The 4,969-nt window shown below is 47.6% G+C and carries 4 protein-coding genes and 1 pseudogene; 2 read left to right on the top strand and 3 right to left on the bottom strand.

Annotation, left to right across the window (positions count from 1 at the left end):
* The first annotated feature begins 44 nt into the window (after positions 1-44).
* Together ACTHUE_RS10865 and rtcR are read left to right on the top strand one after the other, a co-directional pair.
* Entirely contained in the window at positions 45-800 is a 756-nt protein-coding gene (locus ACTHUE_RS10865) for a tRNA(His) guanylyltransferase Thg1 family protein (RefSeq protein WP_107768957.1), read from the top strand.
* Between the two features lie 14 nt (positions 801-814).
* On the top strand, positions 815-2,443 hold the full coding sequence (gene rtcR / locus ACTHUE_RS10860; RefSeq protein WP_107768956.1) for an RNA repair transcriptional activator RtcR: 1,629 nt from the start codon (positions 815-817) through the stop codon (positions 2,441-2,443).
* Positions 2,444-2,594: 151 nt separating this feature from the next.
* Here the strand turns inward: rtcR and fghA are convergent, their stop codons facing one another.
* The 3 genes and pseudogenes from fghA to ACTHUE_RS10845 form a co-directional block, all read right to left on the bottom strand.
* Positions 2,595-3,422 carry an S-formylglutathione hydrolase gene (fghA, locus tag ACTHUE_RS10855; protein WP_107768955.1) on the bottom strand — a complete coding sequence of 276 codons (828 nt, stop codon included), beginning with the start codon at positions 3,420-3,422 and terminating at the stop codon, positions 2,595-2,597.
* Positions 3,423-3,430: 8 nt separating this feature from the next.
* A complete protein-coding gene (locus ACTHUE_RS10850) occupies positions 3,431-4,567 on the bottom strand; it encodes an S-(hydroxymethyl)glutathione dehydrogenase/class III alcohol dehydrogenase (RefSeq protein WP_070461659.1) in 1,137 nt (378 codons plus the stop codon).
* Positions 4,568-4,660: 93 nt separating this feature from the next.
* Positions 4,661-4,921, bottom strand: a pseudogene (locus tag ACTHUE_RS10845) (CRISPR-associated helicase/endonuclease Cas3); the annotation flags it as partial.
* Positions 4,922-4,969 lie beyond the last annotated feature (48 nt).

Here is a 4,969-nt window from a genome sequence, read left to right as displayed (position 1 = left end):
TTTATAGATAGTTATATAGAAAATAAAATATACAAGGATATATGATGAGATTCGATGATTTGGACAAACGCTTGCGACAATACGAAACCGCTTATGACTTTTGCGTACCACAGGAAAATTTTATTGTTGTACGCTTAGACGGGCGTGGTTTTACACGACTAACCAAGGAAATTTGGCAGTTTGAAGCCCCGTTCGACATTCGTTTCCGCGACCTGATGGCGCACACCGTCCGTCATTTGATGAAATGTGGCTTCAATGTGGTGTACGGCTATTCGGAAAGCGATGAAATTTCACTATTGCTGCGTCGAGACGACGATACGTTCAAACGCAAAACGCGCAAAATCATTTCGGTATTGGCTGGTGAGGCCAGCGCCGCCTTTTCTGTGGCGCACGGGCAGACCGCCGCTTTTGATGCCAGAGTTTGCGTTTTGCCGAACGAAAAACTGGTGGTCGATTATTTCCGTTGGCGGCACGAAGACTCATACCGCAACGCGCTCAACGCCCACTGCTATTGGATGCTGCGCAAGAAAGGAGAAAGCGTATCCCGAGCCACAGAAGCGGTCAGCGGTCTCACGCGCGCGCAGAAACATGATTTGCTGTTTGAACACAATATCAATTTCAACGAATTGCCCGCATGGCAGAAACGCGGCTTCGGTGTGTATTTTCAGACGGCCTTAAAAGAAGGTTTTAATCCGAAAACTGACGAAACTGTACAAGTAAAACGCCAAATCCTGCATACGGATTTCGAGCTGCCGTTGGGCGATGGTTACGGCGTGTTTGTATTGGAAAAAATAATTTAAAGGCCGTCTGAAACATGAATACCAATCCCAAAAAACAAGTCGCCGTCAGCTTTCTCGGTACGGTATTGGACAGCGGTTTCGGTCAGGGCCGTTGGTTAAAATGGCGGCCAAACGTCGCCATGAATCAGCGTCAAGATTTTCATCTCGACCGCATGGAGCTGTTTTATGCGGAGAAATATCGCGAGCTGGCAGATCATGTAAAAGCCGATATTCAGCAGGTGTCGCCGCACACAGTCGTCAATCTCGTACCTATGGAGCTGGCAAACCCGTGGGATTTCTCCGAGGTTTATACCAAACTGCACGATTGGGCAGCAGGCTATCCATTTGATACAGAAGAAGAAACCTATCTCACCCACATCACCACAGGTACACACGTTGCCCAAATCTGCCTGTTTTTATTGGTGGAATCGCGTCAAATCCCCGGTGTTCTGTTACAAACCGCACCTCCCAAAAATCAAAGACGCAGCATGGAGGACGGCAATGTCGGCAGTTATGAAATCATCGATTTGGACTTGGCTCGTTACGACGTACTGGCCGAACGCCTTGCCGCCGTACGCGATGACGCAGTGCGCTACCTGAAAAGCGGCATTTCCACCCAAAACGCCGCCTTCAACCGCATGATTGCCGAAATCGAACAAGTCGCGCTCAACTCTCCTTCCCCCATTCTGCTCTCCGGCCCGACAGGCGCGGGCAAATCTATGCTGGCACGCAGGATTTTTGAATTGAAAAAAGCGCGCCACCTGATTAAAGGCACATTTGTCGATGTAAACTGCGCCACCCTTCGCGGCGACGGCGCAGCATCTGCCCTGTTCGGCCACAAAAAAGGCGCCTTTACCGGCGCCGCAGAAAAACGTGAAGGTTATCTGAAAACTGCCGACGGCGGCGTATTGTTTTTAGATGAAATCGGAGAATTGGGCTTAGACGAGCAAGCCATGTTGCTCAAAGCCATTGAAGAAAAACACTTTTATCCCGTCGGCAGCGACAGCGAAGTCAAAAGCGACTTCCAACTTATCGCCGGTACCAACCGCGACCTACGCCACGAAATCCGCGCCGGACGCTTCCGAGAAGACCTGTTCGCCCGCATCAACATCTGGAATTACCCACTGCCCGCACTTGCCAACCGTCGCGAAGACATCGAGCCCAACGTCGAACACCAGCTCGCCCTAGCCTCGCAAGAACTCGGCCGAACCACCCGCTTCAACAAAGAAGCCCTGGCCGCCTACCTCGACTTCGCACACTCAGATCAAGCACCATGGCGCAGCAACTTCCGCGACCTCGCCGCCAGCATCATGCGCCTGGCCACACTCGCGCCGCAAGGCAGGATACAGGTAGAACAAGTCCAAGCCGAAATCGAACGCCTCAAATGGTTATGGTCGGAAGAACCTTTTTCAGACGGCCTCTTACATAAAAGGCCGTCTGAAAAAGCACAAGACTATCCAGATAAAGTCGATTGGGACACATTGGATTTGTTCGACAAGCTACAACTGCAACACGTTATCGATGAATGCCGCAAACACCTCAACATGGCCGCCGCTGGCCGTGCATTGTTCAACGTCTCCCGAACAGAAAGAGCAAAAGTCAATGACAGCGACCGATTGAGGAAATATTTACAGCGATTCGGATTAGAATGGGGAGATATTTAAATAGAGTGTGCAAGCTAGCTCATTTTGATAGCATTATTTTTCATCATTTATAAAAAACAAAAGGCATCAATCCGATGCCTTTTATTTTCGTTAACATGAAAAATTAATGTTCATACCAACATTTGATCGATTCACGAATCACTTCCTTGGCTTACTTCAAAAATGCCACATGATAGGCAATATGCTCACCAATAAAACTGGCGATGAAGTAATAGCTATGATCGTAGCCTTTGTGGAAGCGCACATCGGCCGGTTGATTTGCCGCACGACAGGTTTCGATAAAATCTTCGGTACGCAATTGTGTTGGCAAAAACTCATCTTCTAAGCCCTGATCAATGCGCATACCTTGCACTTTACAGCCTTGTTGGATGAGCGAGTTAGCATCATATTGCTGCCATTTTTCGCGATCTTTCCCTAAATAGGCAGAAAAGGCTTTTTCTCCCCAAGGCACGAGGCTTGGCGACAAAATAGGCGAAAAGGCAGAAACACTTTGATAACGTTCCCGGTTTCGCAGCGCCAATACCAATGCGCCGTGTCCGCCCATTGAATGCCCCATAATGGAACGTTTGCCGTTGGTAGAGAAATTTTCCTCAATCAGACCAGGCAACTCATTCAAAATATAATCATACATTTGATAATTCGTCGCCCAAGGCTGCTCGGTCGCATTAAGATAAAAACCCGCACCCTGCCCTAAATCATAAGCAGCATCGTTCGGCACTTGCTCTCCGCGAGGGCTGGTATCGGGGGCAACCACAATCACTTGATGTTCTGCCGCATAACGCTGAAAGCCCGATTTGGTAATGAAATTTTGTTCCGTACACGTTAAGCCGGAAAGCCAATAAATCACACCAAGCGGTCGATTCTCTGGATTATCCGGCAAATAGACGGCAAATTTCATTTCGCATTGAAGCGTTTGGGCATCATGTGCCCAAACTTGTTGCGAACCACCAAAAATTTGATGTTGTTCAATCAGTTTCATCGCATACCTTAGTAATGAATAACAGCGCGGATCGATTTACCTTCGTGCATTAACTCAAAGGCTTCATTGATTTGATTGAGTGTCATTGTGTGGGTCACAAATGGTTCCAACTGGATGTCGCCTTTCATTGAATCTTCCACCATTTTCGGAAGTTCAGAGCGACCTTTCACGCCACCAAATGCCGTGCCTTTCCAAACACGACCTGTTACCAACTGAAACGGACGAGTTGAAATTTCTTGTCCCGCACCCGCTACGCCGATGATAATGGATTGTCCCCAGCCACGGTGCGCACTTTCTAATGCTTGACGCATTACGTTTACATTGCCGATACATTCAAAGGTATGGTCAATGCCCCATTTATTGATGTCTAACAACACATCTTTGATCGGTTTATCGTAATCGTTCGGATTTAAACAATCCGTTGCACCGAACTTTTTTGCCAACTCGAATTTTGAAGGATTGGTATCAATAGCGATAATGCGACCCGCTTTGGCTTGACGCGCACCTTGCACCACCGCCAAACCAATCGCCCCCAAGCCAAACACGGCAACAGAGTCGCCTTCTTGCACTTTTGCCGTATTATGTACCGCACCAATACCTGTAGTAACGCCGCAGCCGAGCAAACATACTTGTTCGTGGTTGGCTTCTGGGTTGATTTTTGCCAGTGAAACTTCGGCAACAACTGAGTATTCGCTGAAGGTCGAACAGCCCATATAGTGATAGATCGGCTGACCTTGATAAGAAAAACGCGTCGTACCGTCCGGCATTAAACCTTTACCTTGTGTATCACGCACTGAGACGCACAAGTTAGTTTTACCTGAACGGCAAAACTCACATTCGCCACATTCAGCGGTGTAAAGAGGAATGACATGATCACCCGGTTTTACGCTTGACACACCTTCGCCCACAGCAACGACCACACCCGCACCTTCATGCCCAAGCACCACAGGAAATACGCCTTCCGGATCGCTTCCTGATAACGTAAATGCATCAGTGTGGCACACGCCAGTGTGCGTGTTACGAATTAACACCTCGCCTTTGTGCGGCATTTCTACGTCGATTTCCACAATTTGTAAGGGTTGATTTGGGGCGAATGCCACCGCCGCACGCGATTTGATGGTTGAATTGGTTTGTTTCGTTTCCATTATTTTTGCCTTTTAATTCATTAATAAAGTTATCTAGCCTAAGTAAGATAACCACAGGTTATACTTTGACCTCCACTCTAAAGCAAGCATTTTTGCAATTTTCGCTCCGGCGGTAGCATGATCACCTGAAGGATCGCCATGCAATCGATAATTAAAGGCTTCCGAATATTTCCCTAAGTCATGAATCTGTCCCGTTTAACAGGTAATTTCCTGTGCCCCAAAAACTCGGGCAAACTCCGCCACCATTTCGCCAACATTTACCGAATCGCTTTATAAGGTTTGCCAATGTTCGTAAGGTAAGAGATTGCCGAGTTCATATTGGACGGAATGGACGTAGTAAATTAGGGGTTTCATATTGAAATTCTAAAAAATTCAAATTGATACAGATACAATGATAATATG

It is taken from the genome of Neisseria sp. P0021.S005, assembly GCF_051956955.1.
This window is presented reverse-complemented; position numbering and strand designations above follow the sequence as displayed.